This window comes from Paramaledivibacter caminithermalis DSM 15212 (genome assembly GCF_900142245.1).
GTDB classification, from domain to species: Bacteria; Bacillota; Clostridia; order Peptostreptococcales; family Caminicellaceae; genus Paramaledivibacter; species Paramaledivibacter caminithermalis.
Map to the genome: position 1 here is coordinate 1 of NZ_FRAG01000044.1, position 18,367 is coordinate 18,367.

16 protein-coding genes are annotated in these 18,367 nt (G+C 31.0%); 15 read left to right on the top strand and 1 reads right to left on the bottom strand.

Annotated features, from left to right (window positions below; all coding sequences use genetic code 11):
• The first annotated feature begins 246 nt into the window (after positions 1–246).
• The 6 genes from BUB36_RS14000 (at position 247) to BUB36_RS14030 (ending at position 7,876) form a co-directional block, all read left to right on the top strand.
• Positions 247–603 (top strand): TRAP transporter large permease subunit, encoded by a 357-nt coding sequence (locus tag BUB36_RS14000; RefSeq protein ID WP_242655844.1) that lies wholly within the window; start codon positions 247–249, stop codon positions 601–603.
• 144 nt (positions 604–747) lie between these two features.
• Positions 748–1,194 (top strand): MarR family winged helix-turn-helix transcriptional regulator, encoded by a 447-nt coding sequence (locus BUB36_RS14005; protein ID WP_073151551.1) that lies wholly within the window; start codon positions 748–750, stop codon positions 1,192–1,194.
• Positions 1,195–2,547, top strand: coding sequence for an MATE family efflux transporter (locus BUB36_RS14010; protein ID WP_073151559.1), 1,353 nt, complete (start codon positions 1,195–1,197; stop codon positions 2,545–2,547).
• Between the two features lie 393 nt (positions 2,548–2,940).
• Positions 2,941–4,344: a Na+/H+ antiporter NhaC gene (nhaC, locus tag BUB36_RS14020; RefSeq protein ID WP_073151564.1), complete on the top strand. Its 1,404-nt coding sequence runs from the start codon at positions 2,941–2,943 to the stop codon at positions 4,342–4,344.
• Between the two features lie 128 nt (positions 4,345–4,472).
• A complete protein-coding gene (locus tag BUB36_RS14025; RefSeq protein WP_073151567.1) occupies positions 4,473–6,527 on the top strand; it encodes a transporter substrate-binding domain-containing protein in 2,055 nt (684 codons plus the stop codon).
• The gene (locus tag BUB36_RS14030) at positions 6,512–7,876 is read left to right on the top strand and encodes a sigma-54-dependent transcriptional regulator (RefSeq protein ID WP_073151569.1); all 1,365 of its coding nucleotides are present in this window, start codon (positions 6,512–6,514) and stop codon (positions 7,874–7,876) included. The genes BUB36_RS14025 and BUB36_RS14030 overlap by 16 nt, the downstream gene beginning before the upstream one ends.
• A gap of 207 nt (positions 7,877–8,083) precedes the next feature.
• On the opposite strand, the gene BUB36_RS14035 is transcribed toward BUB36_RS14030, so the two are convergent.
• On the bottom strand, positions 8,084–8,893 hold the full coding sequence (locus BUB36_RS14035) for a nitrilase-related carbon-nitrogen hydrolase (RefSeq protein WP_073151570.1): 810 nt from the start codon (positions 8,891–8,893) through the stop codon (positions 8,084–8,086).
• Positions 8,894–9,144: 251 nt separating this feature from the next.
• Here BUB36_RS14035 and BUB36_RS14040 point away from each other — a divergent pair, with 251 nt between their 5' ends.
• From BUB36_RS14040 to BUB36_RS14080, 9 genes are all read left to right on the top strand, one after another.
• Positions 9,145–9,693 (top strand): gamma carbonic anhydrase family protein, encoded by a 549-nt coding sequence (locus tag BUB36_RS14040; RefSeq protein ID WP_073151571.1) that lies wholly within the window; start codon positions 9,145–9,147, stop codon positions 9,691–9,693.
• A gap of 97 nt (positions 9,694–9,790) precedes the next feature.
• Positions 9,791–10,441 carry a DUF4397 domain-containing protein gene (locus BUB36_RS14045; RefSeq protein WP_242655846.1) on the top strand — a complete coding sequence of 217 codons (651 nt, stop codon included), beginning with the start codon at positions 9,791–9,793 and terminating at the stop codon, positions 10,439–10,441.
• Between the two features lie 458 nt (positions 10,442–10,899).
• Positions 10,900–11,583, top strand: a complete 684-nt coding sequence (locus tag BUB36_RS14050) for a Crp/Fnr family transcriptional regulator (RefSeq protein WP_073151572.1) — start codon at positions 10,900–10,902, stop codon at positions 11,581–11,583.
• A gap of 29 nt (positions 11,584–11,612) precedes the next feature.
• A complete protein-coding gene (locus BUB36_RS14055) occupies positions 11,613–12,650 on the top strand; it encodes a BMP family lipoprotein (RefSeq protein WP_073151573.1) in 1,038 nt (345 codons plus the stop codon).
• Positions 12,651–12,727: 77 nt separating this feature from the next.
• Positions 12,728–14,257 (top strand): ABC transporter ATP-binding protein, encoded by a 1,530-nt coding sequence (locus BUB36_RS14060; protein WP_073151576.1) that lies wholly within the window; start codon positions 12,728–12,730, stop codon positions 14,255–14,257.
• Entirely contained in the window at positions 14,257–15,318 is a 1,062-nt protein-coding gene (locus tag BUB36_RS14065) for an ABC transporter permease (protein WP_073151579.1), read from the top strand. Before BUB36_RS14060 ends, BUB36_RS14065 begins: the two co-directional genes overlap by 1 nt.
• A complete protein-coding gene (locus tag BUB36_RS14070) occupies positions 15,318–16,223 on the top strand; it encodes an ABC transporter permease (protein ID WP_073151582.1) in 906 nt (301 codons plus the stop codon). Before BUB36_RS14065 ends, BUB36_RS14070 begins: the two co-directional genes overlap by 1 nt.
• A 1-nt stretch (position 16,224) precedes the next feature.
• On the top strand, positions 16,225–17,547 hold the full coding sequence (locus BUB36_RS14075) for a dihydrolipoyl dehydrogenase family protein (RefSeq protein WP_073151584.1): 1,323 nt from the start codon (positions 16,225–16,227) through the stop codon (positions 17,545–17,547).
• Between the two features lie 17 nt (positions 17,548–17,564).
• On the top strand, positions 17,565–18,308 hold the full coding sequence (locus tag BUB36_RS14080) for a nucleoside phosphorylase (protein WP_073151587.1): 744 nt from the start codon (positions 17,565–17,567) through the stop codon (positions 18,306–18,308).
• Positions 18,309–18,367 lie beyond the last annotated feature (59 nt).

Below are 18,367 nucleotides of genomic sequence, written 5' to 3' on the forward strand. Positions count from 1 at the left end.
CATCTGAAGAAAGATTACCTCCACCGAAATCATATGAAAAACTTTTGTTGAAGTTAAGTGAATTTTGATGTAAACTTGTCATAGAAAGAACCTCTTTTCGTGATATAGTTTTTGTTTTAACGCTTTAACTTTAACACAAAATTAGGTTCTTTTCTTTATTTTTTTGTTATTTCACCCAATGGGTGCAAAGTCCAATTTGTTGGACTACTTGTTAATACTACGATTCAATCATTTTTGATGTTTTCTATGAATAATTCAGGATTACTATTGATAAATGCTTTACTATTAGTTGTAGGTACATTTATGGAAACAAATGCTGCTATTATTATCCTAGTGCCTATACTTTTGCCTGTTGTTACTGCATTAGGAGTAAATCCAGTACAGTTTGGACTTATTATGGTTCTAAACCTAGCCATTGGATTTGTTACACCACCTTTAGGTGCAAACCTATTTATGGCATGTCAGATAAGTGATATTAAATTTGATGACCTTGCTAAAGCTATACTGCCATGGATACTGGTTATGATAGTTGTGTTACTATTGGTTACATTTATTCTAGGAATTTCATTGACCCTTCCGAGATTATTAAAGATACCAGTGTAACATAGTTGGAATAAAAAATAGACAGTTCTTTATATTAAATCAAGAACTGTTTATTTTTCTCAAAATATAGTTGCAAAAACAACTAAAATAATTTATACTGATAATAGTTGTTTTTGCAACTATATTGGAGGTGTATTATTAACTATGGAAAAACATGATATAGGAAAGACTCTTTTTACCATTCATAGATATTTTAGATTATTTTTAAATTATAAATTAAAAAATTATGAACTAAGTAGTGCAGAGTTTCTTGTTTTGCTGGTAATGATAAAAAAGGACGGATTGAGCCAAGAATCTATTAATAAGGGATTGCAATTTGATAAGGGTTTTTTAGCAAAGGTTGCAAAGTCCCTTGAAAATAAAGGCTATATTATAAGGAAAATCAATCAGGAGGATAGGCGTGCTTATAGATTATTTTTGACTGATAAAGCAAAGACATTTATACCAGAAATATTTAAAATTTTAAATGAATGGGATGATACAATTTTAGAAGGAATGACTAAGAAGGAAATGGAGATATTGAATAATGCTCTTGATAAGATGTTAAAGCGTGTAGTAATAAAATATAAAAAGGCAAAGGAGGAGTTATAGATGGAAAATAGGGATAACAAAATGGGAATAATGTCTATACCTAAATTGATGTTAACTATGTCTTTGCCAGCCATATTATCTATGATGGTGCAAGCTCTATATAATATTGTAGATAGTATCTTTGTATCAAGAATTGGAGAAGATGCATTAACGGCTGTTTCCTTGGCATTTCCCATTCAATTGATTATTATCGCAACTTTTTTGGGAATAGGAACTGGGGTAAATTCCCTTATTTCAAGAAAAATCGGAGAAAAGAATTTAGATTCAGCTACAAATGCAGCTGAGCATGGATTTTTGTTGAGTGGGCTCTTATACATTGTTATTGTTATTGTAAGTTTATTTTTTAATAATGGTTTTATTAGTTTGTTTACAGAAGATACAAAGATTATTAACTATGGGACTGGATATATCAGAATCATTATGTTATTTTCCTTTGGAAGGTTATTTGCTCAAGCTGCTATGAGTACGCTACAGGGAACTGGAGAAATGGTAAAACCTATGAAGGCCCAGTTGATTGGGGCCATATCAAATATTATTTTAGATCCAATTCTAATATTTGGATTATTAGGCTTTCCTGCTATGGGAGTTGAAGGAGCTGCTATTGCTACAGTTATTGCTCAAATAATTTCCATGATTTATATTAATATTGTATTATTTAAAGGTAATAACTATATTAAGCTTGATCTTAAAAAGTTTAAATACAGTAGTTCAGTTATAAAGCAGATAATGATTGTTGGACTACCTGTTGCTGTAATGCAGGGACTATCTTCGGTTATGCTTACAGGACTTAATTTTATATTAGCAAGCTTTAATGAAACTGCAGTTGCGGTAATGGGAGTTTATTTTAAGCTTCAATCCCTAGTGTTTATGCCGATATTTGGATTATCTCAGGGAACTATGCCTATTATAGGCTATAACTTTGGTGCTAAGAATAAAGAACGATTAATAAGAACTGTAAAAATTGGAATAAGCTCTGCAGTGACTTTTATGACAATAGGAATGATAGTATTTCAGTTATTTCCTGCTAATCTACTTTCATTATTTAATAGTACTATTGAAATGACTGAAATTGGTGTAGTAGCTTTTAGAATCATAAGTTTAGGATTTCCTTTAGCAGCAGCTTCTATTATGCTAAGTGTATCTTTTCAAGGAATGGGAGATGCATATATAAGCTTAATTGTTTCATTTATTAGACAAATTATTGTGTTATTACCTGTTGCTTATATGCTTGGACAAATTGCAGGTCTTAATGCTGTATGGTTTGGGTTCTTTATCTCAGAAGCTGTAGCTCTTGTAATGGTAGTCTATTTCTTTAGAAGAGCTTATAAAACAAAGTTATTATCATGGGAATAACTTTTAAACTAAGTAATTTGGACAGGGAGAATGGTGAATCCTTTAGCCCTGCCCAATAAAATGCTCAATAAAAATAGAGGTGTGATTAAAAAGCTTAATTTATTGGAGTAACACTTATATATTTTATGCTAAAAATTGAATTTTTTTATAAGGCTATGGGAGCTAAGGTTTTGAAAAAAAGTTCAAATTTATTTGAAAAAAATTTCAAAAAATATAGATTATTCAATTATTTATACAATGCATTGAGTCCTATAAATTCTCTAAATGGTAGTAAATTGCAGCAACGCAAGTCAATACATCCAAAAAGTACGAATTTTGGCATTTTTCTTGCTCGTATATAAGGTTAAGCTTCTTACTTGAGATAGCTAGAAAAAAACTAAGGAGGAAAATAAATTGAAGACAAGAAAACCTTATATTTACGAAGCGGTATTATCTTTTGTTTTTCTAATTGCTGTAATGGGGATAGGTATTGCAGTATACGGATCTGATCCGCATATACCAATGCTAATAGGTACTGCTTTTGCTGCATTGATGGCATTAAAAATAGGTTACTCTTGGAAAGAAATTGAAAAAAGTATGTTTGAAGGGATAAGTCAAGCCCTACAAGCCATTATTATTCTTGCAATTATTGGTGTTTTAATAGGTGTATGGCTTTTATCAGGTGTTGTTCCAACTATGATTTATTATGGATTAAAGATTTTATCACCAAAAATTTTCTTGTTTGCAACAGTTATTATTTGTTCCATAACTTCACTTGCAACAGGAACATCTTGGGGTACAGCTGGTACCATAGGTATAGCTTTAATGGGGGTTTCTCAGGGATTAGGAGTTCCTGCTCCCATAGCAGCAGGTGCTATTATATCAGGAGCTTACTTTGGGGATAAAATGTCTCCCCTTTCTGATACTACTAATCTTGCTCCTGCAATGGCAGGAACTGATGTATTTACCCATGTAAAATTCATGATGAAACCAACAGTAATTTCATATGTAATTACCTTAGCATTTTTTTTAACAGTTGGTTTTAAATATGGAAATGCAAATGTAGATATGACTAGTATACAAGTTATGAAGGACGGCATTAAAAATTCTTTTAATATATCACCTTTACTTCTAATTCCTCCAATAGTGGTTATTGTTTCTATTTCAAGAAAAATGCCTGCAATTCCAGGAATATTTTTAGGAATCGTCTTAGGTGCAGTATTAGCCCCGATTTATCAAGGAGCAAGCTTTGGTGATATATTAAGTTCTAGCTATAGTGGTTATATAAGCCAAACTGGAATTGAATCAATCGATGAGCTTCTTTCTGCTGGTGGCTTAACAAACATGATGTATTCAATTTCATTGACTATTATTGCAATGATGTTTGGAGGAATTATGGAAAAAACTGGTCAGCTTGAGGTTATTGTTAATAAGCTTATTAGTAAAGTAAAGAGTATTCCAGGATTAATTTCATTGACAATAGCTACTTGTGTAGGCAGCAATATGACTATGCCAGAACAATATATCTCGATTGTTGTACCTGGTAGAATGTATGCTCAGGCCTATGCTAACAGAAAACTTCATCCTAAAACTTTGTCAAATGCCTTGGAATCTGCTGGAACATTGACTTCTGCTTTAATTCCTTGGAATACGTGTGGGGCTTTCTTGTATGGAGTGTTAGGAGTACCTACGATAATGTATGCAAAATGGGCAGTATTTAATTATCTAACCCCAATTATAGTTATCCTATTGAGTTTTGTTGGTGTAACAATTGCAAATATGGATTCTGATTCAGAATCAATTGATAGGGCTAGCTAGGAGTTGCGCCAGTATATGTTTAATTGTACAATTTGTCGAAAAGGTTTGAAAGTTGAAAAAATTTAAAAGAAAGGATATACTAGAATCAGAGTTAATAAAACTCTGATTCTTTTTAATAGGAGATTGATATGAAGAGACGATTTGTAGTATTTTTCATATTAATATTTATATTGCTAGTAGTATATGTTAATAAATATTTGGAGCTAGAGTATAATGTGAATATATTGGAATATATCCAGCTTTCTTCTGATTTTACAAGTAAGGAAAAAGAAATACTTAATAAATATCAGCCATTGATATATGGAGGAAATATAAATGAACCTCCCCTTGGGATTTATTATGAAGAGAATAAACAGTACGTAGGCTTTGTTGTTGACCTAATAAATGCACTTTCAATTGAGTTAGGAGTTACAATTGCTTCTAAGCCTATGGTTTGGAATGAGGCTCTTGAGGCCTTAATGGAAGGTGAAACGGATTTATGTGATATGACTCCTTCTGCCAAAAGAGCTAAATCCTTTGCTTTTTCTGCTCCAATATATAGACTTAGAGGATTAATAGTAGTAAAGGATTCCAATAATAAAATCAATGATTTATATGATTTAGATGGTATGACTATTGGAGTGCAGAAAGGAGATTACTCAATAGAATTTATTGCTTCACAAGGAATAAATGCTGACTTTGTTTGTACAGATAATGTTTATCAGGCTCTTGATCTATTGTATAACAATGAAGTAGATGCTGTTGTAGGAGATGAGCCAGTAATCAGATATTATTTGAATGAACTGCACTATGCTGATGATTACCGTATTTTAGAAGAACCCTTTTATGATGATGTATGTGTCATAGCAGTATCTAAGGAAAAGAAGGAACTCTTAAGAATTATAGATAAGGCTATTTTTAATATGAAACGTAAGGGAACAAATAGAAAAATACAAATGAAATGGCTGGGATATACTACATTTTTAAGGAAAAACAAATCCCTTGAGAAATTAAAGCTCAATTTAGCAATGTTTTTAATTCTTGTAATGATTATCGGATATTTAATATATCTTTGGAATAGAAGTCTTAAGTTGCTCGTTAATTCTAGAACTAAAGAGCTGGAAATCATGAAGAATGAGCTGGAAATAACCTTTAATGGCATGGAGAATTTTCTTATTGTCTTAGGGACAGATTTAAAGGTTAAAAATATAAACAGTTCATTTTTAAAATATCTTAAAAAAGAAAAGGAAAAAGTTTTAGATTCTTCTTTTAAGGATATACAACTTCTTTGTGATTTTGAAAAACAAAATAATGGATTAATACATAAATTACTAAGCTGTCCTCATGAAGTTAATGGATTTAATCCTCAAAAAAAATATGAAATTAAAAGCAAAGGAAGCTTGTTCCAGATTTCAATATATCCTTTAGAAAGGAAAGAGTATGAAGTAGTCAATATTCTCATAATGATTTCTGATATAACTAATACGAGAATTCAGGAACAAAAGCTTATTCATTCCAATAAAATGGAAACAATAGGTCAGTTGGCAGCAGGAATGGCTCATGAATTGAGAAATCCTTTAGGCGTTATCAGAAATTCAACTTTCATTTTATATGATGAATATGAACAAAAAGATGAATTAAAAACAATGGCTTTAGAGGCAATAGATAATTCCGTAGATAGAGCAAGTAGAATTATAGAAAATCTATTAAATTTCTCAAGGTTGACCCATGATGTCAAAGCTTGGACTAATCTTAAAGAATTGATTAAAGAAGTTGCAAGTCTATATAAAAAGGCCTTAGATGAGCAAGGTATTACGTTGAATATCTTTTGTGAGGAAGATATTGTTATATATATCAATAGTGAATCATTAAAACATATCCTTATGAATTTGATTAAAAATGCCATTGATGCTATGGAGGGGGGAGGGGCACTAGAAATATACGGTTCTTCGTATTCGCAAAAAATTGAAATTAGAGTCAAGGATAACGGAATAGGAATAGAGGAAGAAATTATTGATAGGATATTCGATCCTTTTTATACTACTAAAGCAGTAGGTAAAGGAACAGGCTTAGGATTATATATAGCCTATTCAGAGGTTCAGAAAATAAATGGAGATATTAAAGTTCTCAGCGAAAAAAACAAAGGAGCTACTTTTGTTATTGATATTCCATATGGGAGTGAAGAAATATGGGAACAGAACTAAAGCTTTTGTTAGTAGATGACGAGAAAGATTTTCGCAATCTTCTACGAGTTATTCTTGAAAAACAGGGATATGTGGTTGATGTTGCGGAAAATGGTAGAAAAGCTATTAATATGATTGAAAAAAATGATTATGATGTTGTGTTAACAGACATGAAAATGGATGAAGTTGACGGTATTCAGCTTTTAGAATATATTAAAGCCCATGATAAAAAAATTGAGTGTATAATAATAACTGGCTTTGGAAGTGTGAAAAATGCTGTTGAAGCTATGAAAAAAGGGGCATTTTCATACTTTATTAAGAGTAATAATCCACAGGAATTATTATTTGATATTGAGAAAATATGTAAAATAAAATCCCTTAGTGATCAGAATAATTTATTAAAAGATGAAATTGGAAGATATGATTATATATTGAAATCAAAAAATCACGATTTTCAAAAAGTTATCAAATATGCTACAAAAGTTGCTAAGACAGATTCTAATGTTTTACTTCTTGGTGAATCTGGGGTAGGAAAAGAAGTTATTGCTAGATTTATTCATAGATGCAGTAATCGTAAAAACGAAATTTTTATGGCTGTAAACTGCCATTCCTTCTCTGATTCTTTACTGGAAGCAGAGTTATATGGACATGAAAAAGGTGCATTTACGGGATCATATCATATGAGAAAGGGTAGATTTGAAGCTTCAGATAAAGGAACACTTTTTCTTGATGAAATTGGTGATATACCATTATCAACCCAGATAAAAATTCTTAGAAATATTGAAAACAAAGAAATTGAGAGAATTGGAAATAATAAATCAATCAAGATTGATTTTAGGTTGATTTGTGCTACAAATAAGGATCTTAAGAATGAAATCTTTAGTAATCGATTTAGAAAGGACCTATATTATAGGATTAGTACAGTAATTTTAGAGATACCTCCACTTAGAAGAAGAAAGGAGGACCTTCCAATACTTATTGACTTTTTTTTAAAAAAAGCTCAAAAAGACTTGAAGAAGAATATAGAAGGATTGGATGATAATTTGATGAATGTTCTATTAAATTATAATTATCCAGGGAATGTAAGAGAATTAAAGAACATTATTGAGAGACTTGTAGTTATAGCTGAAAATAAAAAACTAACTTTAAGAGATGTTAGTCAATATGATGTATTCTCAGATTCAAGATTTTCAAATAATAAGAAATCATTGAAAGAAGTTAGGCGGTTAGCCGAACGAAATCATATCATAAGAATTTTAGAAAGTAGTGATTTTAATATAGATAAAGCAGCAGAGATATTACAGATTACAAGCAGACAGCTGTATAATAAAATTAATGAATATGATATTAAAATAAGGAAGAAGAATTAAAGGAAACTTTTTACTTTTGTATGAAAATCTTAAGTAATCTAAAAACAGAAAATTTTATCTAAATTTATAAGACCTCCACTTTCATAAGTGGAGGATTCCACTTTTACTTTAGTTGGAGTAGATTTTTCATATGAAACCTCGATGTTTAGTGCAAGCTAAAGGAGTTCATTTACTCCAGTATCTATACTAATACATATTTTAAGATACTCACAAATACAAATCTTTTCTTCTATCTCTTAAAAAAAACTGATTTTTCATATGTCTCATTTTACCATTTCTTATATCATTTAATATATCTAAGTTAACATCGAAAAAAATTATTTTTTCCTTTTCCTCTGTATATTCTTTAACTATATTGCCAGAGGGATCCCATATACCAATGCCACCTCCAAATTTTTTAGAGCCATTATTGCCAATTAGGTTACAGGCACATAGGTAAACTCTATTGTCATAGGCTCTTGCACCCATATATTTTTTCCAAATTTCTAATCTCTTTTTTCCAGACATAGGAGAAGCATGGGGAGCGAAAACAATATGAGCCCCTTGTAATGATAAACTTGCTACAACCTCTGGAAAATGCATATCATAGCATATACCAATTCCAAATTTAACTTTTTCTATTTCAAAAATTGGTAGATTTTGTCCAGCTGAAAATATTTTTCTTTCATGCCTTCCTAGGTGAGTTTTTCTGTATTTTTCAATTTTACCATCTGGGAAAGTGATAACTTGAGTTATGTATATGTTATGTAAATGCTTTTCAAACATACCAGCTATTATGACCATATTCTTACTCTTAGACATTTTAACTAAGGTTTCTGATGTATAGCCATTTATATTTTCCCATAGAGATATAGAAGGATTTCTATCATATCCACATGTAGAAAGCTCAGGAAAACATATCATTTTCACTTCTTTTTTTGCTGCTTCATCTACAAAGCTTCTTATTTTTTGTAGGTTCAAATCTTTATTTGAAGTTATAGAATTCATTTGTACCAAAGATATTCTAAAGCTGTTCATATAAATTTCTCCCCTTTTTCAGTATTTTATCATAAAAATACCCACTGTTTTAGGCATTTTAGACGTGTATAAATTAAAGTCTTTACTTAAATTTCTGTAATAAAATATTAAAACCTTCGCAATATAAACTATAAAAACGTGTTAAATTATATAGATTAACAACAAGTGATATAAAGTTTTGATGAAAATTGTTATAATAATAATCGAAGATAATTGTGAGTATATACATATGAGAGGAGATAAAAGCCAATATGATTAAAGAATTTGAGGGAATTATACCCAAGCTTGATGAAAAAATATATATAGCTGATGGGGCAAAAATAATAGGTGATGTTACTATGAAGGAATATAGCAGTATATGGTTTAATACTGTTGTCAGAGGTGATGTGAATCGTATTGAAATTGGCTGTTATACCAATATTCAAGATAATAGTGTTGTTCATGTAGCTGATGATTTTCCAACCATCATAGGAGATTTTGTTACAGTAGGTCATAATGTAACATTACATGGATGTACTATAGAAGACCACTGTCTTATTGGAATGAGTGCAACTATTTTAAATGGTGCCTTTGTGGGTAAGGGAAGTATTATTGCAGCTGGAGCATTAGTTAAAGAAAACCACATTATTCCTCCTAATTCCCTTGTAATGGGTGTGCCAGGTAAGATTGTTAAGACTATACCTCAAAATCAAGATAGTATTCATGCCCAGGCATTAAAGTATAAAACTCTATGGACAGAACGTTATAATATTATGCCTAATGCAGGTGGAGAAAGGTATAAGGGTGATAAAATTATATAGAATATCAATTTTCACACTTTCATATCTATAGTATATGCACATAAAAAGAATATTTTTCATATTGTAATATTATATAGAATATGAAAGGGGAAAATTAATGATACCATATTATCCATATATGCCTATGGGTCTGCCAAGATCATGCAGAAGAACTACAGAGAACTCCTATGTTAGATTATTTCATGCTTCTCCTAATGCACCTGCTGTAGATGTTTATGCCGATGGTAAGCCTATAGCTGAAAATTTTTCTTATGGGAAATTATCGAGATATTTACCAGTTGTTCCTGGAAATTATAACATTAAAATTTATCCAACAGGCAGTACTACAAATCCAGTCTTAGATACAGATTTATATATTCCTCAGAGAAGTATTTTCAATGCAGCAGTTATTGGTGAACTTCCAAATATAAGCTTATATCCTATTCCAGAACCATATTATGCACAAAAGTTTGGTAGACCATGTATTAGATTTATTCATTTATCTCCAAATGCACCAGCAGTTGACATAATATTATCGGATGGTAGTAAAATATTTAGTAATATTGGCTATAAAGATATAACAGATTATGTTTGTGTTCCTGCTGGAACCTATACCTTTGAGGTACGTCCTACAGGAAGTGATGATGTAGTGCTTACGATTCCAGATGTTAGATTGAAGTCTAATAGCTATTATACTATTTATGCAGCTGGACTAGTAGGTGAAATTCCAGCTTTAGATGCTATATTAGCTCCAGAACCAAGACGATAAAGGTTTTTAAATCTACAAGTAACAAATTGATATTTATGTGTAAGAGATAGATGATCTTAGCGAAGGGTCATCTGTTTTTTTAAATTTAACACAAAAAGACCCTAATATTTGAAAATTGGAACTAAAAAGCGTCGCCAAACACCTTTGCCTAAGTTAAAGGATGATAAAAAAAACACAAAAATTACTAAAAAAAGAAGAACATGGTTGATATAAAAACCTTTTTAATTAATTATTTATTTGATAAAATGTTGTTGATATAAAAGTAGCATTTTGAATTTTGTAATATAGTAAAAATTAATTCATACATGTATAAATACTTAATACTTTGGTGGATTAGTCATATATAAACTAAAATCTTTATTTAAGTAATATAATTTTTAAAATATGATACCAAAATTTAAATGGGGACATATGTCCTTAAAAAACATTATAAAAATTAATATAATTAAGGTGAGCTTATGAAATTGGAAAAAATATTAGATAAAGATTTAGAGATATTTAATATTGTATTATCTGCAAGTGATGAGATAAAAAATAAATGGGAGTATGTAATCTATGAAGCTAATGAAACCATATGCGAGTATGGAGAAGTTTGTAAATATTTTTATGTAGTAGTTAGTGGCTTTGTAAATATATACCATACTTCTGAAAAGGGGAAAACCTATTCACAGTCTGTGTATGAGAAGGGTTCATATATAGGAGAACTAGAAATTTTTACGGACAAGCCATTTATTTGTGGTGTAGAGGCAATGACTACTACGGAAATAATTAGACTTAAAAAGGATGTGTTTTTGAAATGGGTTAAGGGAAATAACGATATATTGTATTATCTTATGAAAACTCTGGCCAGTAGTACCTATAAACTATCTGAAAAAGCTAGCTATGATACTTTATATTGTCTTAAATTTAGGGTATGTGAATATTTAATAGAATGTATGGAAAATGAAAACTACTATAAAAATTATAAGATATTTTTAAACAAAAAATATCTAAGTGAGAAATTTGTAGTAACTACAAGGAGCATAAACAGAACCTTAAAGGAGCTATTTGACAGAGAAATAATTGAAATTGATGGTGATTATATTAAAATAAAAAATTTTAAAAAGCTTATAGAAGAAAAGGAAAAGGCTAGATATCTATAAGCTGCAAGTAAAAAAAGGAGGAATAAAAAATGAAAAAAAAGCTAATGTTATTGTTAAGCTTGATACTAATTGTATCAACATTTTTTGCTGCATGTTCTGGAAAGGAAAATACTAAGGTAAAAGAAGAGAAAAAAGAAGGAATTAGTGTATCACTAGTTATTGCAGGTGGATTAGGAGATAGATCCTTTTATGATTCAAGTAACGAAGGTATAGAAATGGCCAAGGAGAAATTAGGTATAAAGGCAACAGTATTAGAGTGTAAAAACGACCCATCTCTATATGGTGACCAATTAATAGAAGCTTCTAATAGAAGTGATGTAATAGTAGTTGTAGGTTTTGAGTTTTATGATGTTATCCAAGAAGTAGCTAAGGAATTTCCAGATAAAAACTATATATATATAGATAATGTAATCGAAGGAGTTCCTAATATTACTTGCATAGATTATATGGAAAATGAAGGGTCATTTTTAGCTGGAGCATTGGCTGCAATGGCTACTACTGATGAAAGCATTGAAGGAATGAATAAAGAAGCTAAAATAGGAATGGTTGGTGGAATGGATATTCCTGTAATAAGAAATTTCCAAGCAGGATATGAAGCAGGAGCAAAATATATAAATCCAGAGATTAAAGTAGAAACAATATTTGCGGGAGATTTTGAGGATCCAGCTAAAGGAAAAGAAAGTGCCCTTGCTCTATATGCTAAGGGTGTGGACATAGTATTCCAAGTTGCAGGAAAAACAGGAGAAGGTGTATTTGAAGCTGCAAAGGATTCAGGTCAGTACGCAATTGGAGTAGATTCAGATCAAAGATATATAAATCCTGATAACATAATGGCTAGTATGATTAAAGGAGTAGGATTATCTATATATGAATCCTTAGAAAGAATTGAAAAAGATGAATTTAAAGCTGGCTCTGTATATAAATATGGAATTAATGAAAATGGTGTTGATTTAGCATTTGGAACTGAGGACATGAAGCAAATAGTAACAGAAGATATGATTAAGAAAGTAAATGAAATTAAAGAAAAGATTAAAAAAGGAGAAATAACCGTTCCAGAGGCTAAATAAATGACTTGTCTGCAATTTGAGAAGAAGCTTGAGCTTCTTCTTTTTTAAATACAAATATCGGAAAGGAAGAAGGAAATATGTCTGAAAGGATTATAGAACTTAAAAATGTATCTAAGCAGTTTCCAAGTGTATTGGCAAATGACAATATAAGCCTTCATATAAATAAAGGAGAAATATATGCAATTGTAGGAGAAAATGGTGCAGGAAAATCGACACTTATGAAAACCATGTACGGGCTTCATGAACCAACCTCTGGAGAAGTATATATCAAGGGAGAAAAGATAAAAAGCTTTTCACCAAGTAATTCTATTAAAAGAGGTATAGGGATGGTTCACCAGCATTTTATGTTAGTTCCTTCCTTTACTATAGCAGAAAACATAGTATTGGGAAGTGAACCAAGAAGTAAAAGGATATTTTCAGATAAGAAAAAAGCTGTAGACATAGTTAAGAGTTTAAGCAGAACCTATGGACTTGAAGTAGATCCAAATGCTAAGATTCAAGATGTATCTGTAGGTATTCAGCAAAGAGTAGAGATACTAAAAACTCTTTACAAAGGAGCTGATATTTTAATACTAGATGAACCTACAGCTGTTCTTACTCCTCAAGAAACGGAGGAGCTGTTTAAAGTTATCAAAAGATTAGTAAATGAGCTGGATAAAACGGTTATAATAATAACTCATAAATTAAACGAGGTATTGACCATATCTGATAGAGTTGCAGTAATGAGACAAGGAAAGCTTGTAGACGTAGTAAATACAAGGGAAGTAAATGAAAAAATACTTGCAGAGCTTATGGTGGGGAGAGAAGTTCTATTAGAGGATATAGATAAACCTGAAATAAAGGGAGAAGAGGTTGTAAGAGTCAAGGATTTAGTTGTAAAGGATAATAGGGGTTTTGACGCACTAAAGGGAGTAAGCTTTCATATAAATAAAGGAGAAATCTTAGGGGTAGCAGGTATAGAAGGAAATGGTCAAAGTGAATTAACAGAAGCATTGGCAGGTATGAGAAAAATAGAGGTTGGACATGTATTTATAAAGGGGATAGATGCTACAGGTTTTAATCCTAAGAAAATAAGGGAATTGGGAGTTGCCCATATACCAGAGGATAGATTAGTTACTGGTCTGAGTAAGGTTTCCAGTATAACAGATAATATATTAATGGGAAGTCAGTTTAAAGAAGAATTTTGTAAAAATAAATTACACCTAAAACGAGATAAGATAAGGGACTATGCTAAAAAGCTAATAAAGAAGTTTGATGTAAGAACGCCTTCAGAAGATGTAAAGGTAGGCTCATTATCTGGAGGAAATATGCAAAAGGTAGTTATTGCTAGAGAGTTTTCCTTCAATACAGAAATACTTTTGATATCTCAACCTACTAGAGGAGTAGACATAGGAGCCATAGAGTTTATACATGATCAAATTATTAAGAAACGTAATGAAGGCTGTGCAATACTATTAATTTCAGCTGAGCTAGATGAAATATTTAGATTATCTGATAGAATAATAACCCTTTATGAAGGAAAAGTAACAGGAGAATTTAAGAATGGAGAAATAACTAAGAACGAAATAGGTTATTATATGACGGGCAATAGAAAGGAGCAGGTCTAATGTTTAAAAAGGCAAAAGATAATGTAGAATATTTAATATCTCTTTTCTTATCTATATTTGCAGCTTTACTCATTGGTGCTTTAATCATGCTTTTGAATGGTCAAAATCCTATAGTTGGCTACAAAGCACTAGTTCTTGGAGCTTTTGGTTCAAAATATAAGATAGCTACAACCTTTGCAAAAACAGTACCTCTTATCTTAACAGGACTCGCAACGGCTATATCCTTCATGAGCGGTATTTTCAATATCGGAGGAGAAGGACAACTATATTTAGGTGCATTTGCAGCTGCATATATAGGATTTACCTTTACTAATCTTCCAGTTTTTATAGCAATAATTTTAGCCATAATTGCTTCGGCACTAATAGGAGGATTATATGCATATTTCCCTGCTGTATTAAGAGTAAAGTATGAAATTGATGAGGTTATTACTACTATAATGTTAAATAGTGTAGCAATACTTTTTACTAACTACTTAGTAAACTATCCATTTCAAGCAGCCCAAGGGAAAATGGGTGGTACTGATATGATAGCAGAGGCTTTTAAATTTCCAAAGCTTGTGAAGCTTTCAAAGTTAAATACAAGTATATTTTATACAGCTATCATTGCGATTATTATATATTATCTTATTAAAAAGACTCCCTTTGGATATAACTTTAGAATAGTAGGAGAGAATGGAGTATTTGCAAAATATGCAGGAATAAATACAAAAAGATATATGATTTTAGCTATGGTTATATCTGGAGCTTTATGTGGTATAGCAGGAGCCTTTGAAGTATATGGAGTTCACTATAGATTTTTACAGAATATATCTAAAGGATATGCTTTTGATGGAATGCTTGTAGCCTTGATAGTAAAAAATAATCCAGTTGGGATCATACTTATGTCGATATTTTTTGCAATGCTTAAAACAGGATCCAATTCCATGGAAGTGGCTACTGGAATCCCATCAGAACTCATTTTAGTAATTCAATCCATAATAATACTATTTATTGCTGGAGAAAATGGATTCAAAAAATTATTTAAAGAATATAGACTAAAAAGAGGAAAGTTGGTGAAATAATGCTACATGATGTATTTAATCTAACATTATTACAAAACACAATAAGAACAGCTACACCATTGATATTAGCAGCATTAGGTGGTCTTTTAACTATGCATGCTGGAATTTTAAATATTGGAATGGAAGGCATGATTTTAATAGGAGCATTCTTTGGAGTATTGGGAAGCTATTATTTTGGAAGTGCATTAGCTGGGGTTTTATTAGCTATGCTTTCTGGATTATTAATAGGGCTTATATTTGGTGTATTTACCATAGAACTAAAATCAGATGAGTTTATAATAGGTATTGCAATTAATATTTTTGCAGGAGGACTTACTGTATTTTTGCTTAGAAGTATATTTGGTGTAAAGGGAGCATTTTCTTCACCAAAGATAGTACCTCTGCCTGATGTACATTTCCCTATAATAGATAAATTAGGTTTTTTAGATGTGATTTTTAACAATCATTCTGTATTCATATATATTAGCTGGATATTAGTAATTTGTGTATATATTTTTTTATATAAAACTCCATATGGATATTGGATGAGAGGAGCAGGAGAGCATCCTGAGTGTTTGGAAACAGTAGGAGTAAGCCCTAAAAGAATGAAGTATATAAGTTCTTTATTATGCGGAATATTTTGCGGTATAGCTGGGGCACATTTATCTTTAGGATATCTAACATTATTTACTGAAAATATGAGTGCTGGTAGAGGATTTATTGCATTGGCAGCTATAATATTTGGTGCATCTAATCCAATTAAAACCTTTGGGGCAGCTTTATTATTCGGTTTTTTCGATGCCTTGGGGATAAGACTTCAGGGAGTGGGAATTGCTTCACAATTTACTCAAATGATACCTTATTTAGCAACAATATTTGTTCTATTTATAGTTGCTAAAGGCAAATTAAATAGAAAGGGTATTTAATATGAAATACGATGTGCTTATATTAGGCTGTGGACCAGCTGGGTATTATTTTGCTAAAAATTATGCTAAATGCAAAAAAAAAGTTGCAATAATTGAAAAAGCTAGATTAGGAGGAGTAGGCTTTAGAACTGGCTGCCTTCCAGTAAAGAAATATTTAGATAAGATTAGAGATGTAAATATCAGCAAAAAATTGATAAAAAATGAAATATGTGAAGTTAAGCTTGCTATGAAGAAGCTTTATACATCAGTTAGGGATGATTTGTTTGAAATTGAAGAAATGATACAAAAAAACCTGAGAGCTTTAAAGGTTGATATTTATTTTGGGAATGGAGAATTCTTGAGCCAAAATGAATTTAGAATAAATGATATAATTTTAAAATTTGATAAGTGTGTTTTAGCCACTGGGACAAGTCCTAGGGGGTTTGGAGATATAACTATAGATGAAGATATTATCTTAAGCCATATTGGAGCTGTAAATATGGAGGACTTGCCAGAGGATATATGTATCATTGGAGCAAATGTTGAAGGAATAGAATTTGCTTCTCTATTTTCATCACTTGGAGTAAAGGTTACAGTTATTGATATGGATAAAGAAATTTTAAAAGGAAATGATGAAGATTTAAAAGAACTTACGGTTAATTACTTGAGAGAAAACAATGTTGATTTTATATTAGGAAATAAAGTAAAGAATATAGAGCTTAAAGATAATAGAGCTAGGATATCTTTTGGGGATAGGAATATTTATGCCAGTAAAGCTTTAGTTACTGGCATACGGAGACCTAATATTCCTAAGGGATTAAAGGAAATAGGCGTGAGGATAGAAGCTGATTGTATTCCAGTGAATGATTTTTTTAAGACTAATGTAGAAAATATATATGCAATAGGAGATATAAATGGAATTCTTGGAATGGCTCATATAGGAATAAATCAAGGAATAGAACTATCAGAGTATTTTATTAATAATACTAAACCTAAAAAGAATTACAAAGCTTTGCCTAGGGCAATATATACGATCTATGAAATAGCAGGAGCAGGATATCAAGAAAATGAACTTAAAAATGAAGAATATAAAGTAGAAAAAATACATTTTAAAGATACATTTAGAGGATTTAGCAAGGGACTCCATGAGGGTTTTTTAAAAATATTAACTGATAGAAATAATAAAATAATAGGCTTGTGGATAAGTAGTGAAAATGCTTCGGATTTAGTAGGCGATGTTGGTATTTGGATAGATAGAGGCTTTAAAATAGATGATATTAAGAGTAAATTATTTATCCATCCTACACTAGGAGAAGCTATATTAGATGCTGTATTAAAATTTTAAGGGGGCATGTATTAATCATGAAACAGCCGCATATACAATGTACAAAAGAAGATGTTGCAAAGATGGTAATACTTCCAGGGGACCCTGCCAGGGTAGATAGGGTTTCAAAGTATCTAGATGAATATGAAGAAATTGCTAATAATAGAGAATTCAAGAGCGTAAAGGGTAAATACAAAGGTATGGAAGTGAGTGTTGTATCAACAGGAATAGGTGGGGCTTCAGCTTGTATTGCTTTAGAGGAATTAATTGCTTGTGGAGGAGAGTACTTTATTAGGATAGGAAGCCTTGGAGCATATCAAGAAAATATAGCTATAGGAGATTTAATTATAGCAGAAGGAGCAGTAAGAGAGGAAGGAGCCTCTAGAATGTATATCTCTGAGAATTATCCTGCTGTATCCAATATGGAAATCACCTTGAATCTTAAGAAAAAGGCAGTAGAATTAAATTATCCCCATCATGTAGGCTTAGTAAGAAGTCATGATTCCTTTTATATAGATAATGAAGATGAAGTTGTCCAGTATTGGAGTAAAAAAGGAGTACTGGGTGGGGATATGGAAACCTCTGCTTTAATGACCTTAGGGAGATTAAGGAAGGTTAAGGTAGGCTCCATATTAAATAATGTTGTACTTTTTAAGAATGATGTAAAAGATGGCATAAATAACTATGTTGATAGTAATAACATGGCTGAGGAAGGAGAAAAGAGGGAAATAATTCTAGCCTTGGAAACTTTATATGAGATATATAAGGGAATAAGGAAATAAGATTTTAGGGTCAGATATTATGAGAAGTCAAGTGTAAAAAAATACTTGATTTTATAAAT